Genomic DNA, 290 nt, shown 5'->3' with positions numbered 1-290 from the left:
ACTTACGACCAATCCCAGCTTCAGCAATTTGCTCGGTACTCATTTTGGCTAAATCATAGTTTTGACCAAAAAAAGCCGAACCCTCTGTTGGACGTGTTTTGCCTGTGATGACATCCATCAAGGTGGTTTTGCCAGCACCATTTGGACCAATGATGCAGCGTAATTCACCTTCTTCAATATAAAGAGACAAATCATTTAAGGCACGAAAGGAATCAAACCACACACTGACTTTTTCTAAATACAGTGCAATACCATGGTTAAAATCGACTTCGGTGATGTCCTCACCTACA

Annotated in this window: 1 protein-coding gene; it reads right to left on the bottom strand. The window is 41.4% G+C overall.

The window, feature by feature from the left end:
* The coding region (locus FLQ44_RS11365; RefSeq protein WP_147694461.1) for an ATP-binding cassette domain-containing protein at positions 1–290 on the bottom strand (290 nt) is incomplete at both ends.

It is taken from the genome of Vogesella mureinivorans, assembly GCF_007644035.1.
In the GTDB taxonomy this organism is placed as follows: Bacteria; Pseudomonadota; Gammaproteobacteria; order Burkholderiales; family Chromobacteriaceae; genus Vogesella; species Vogesella mureinivorans.
The sequence above is the reverse complement of the archived record's forward strand: the minus strand, read 5'-3'. Positions and strand labels throughout refer to the sequence as shown.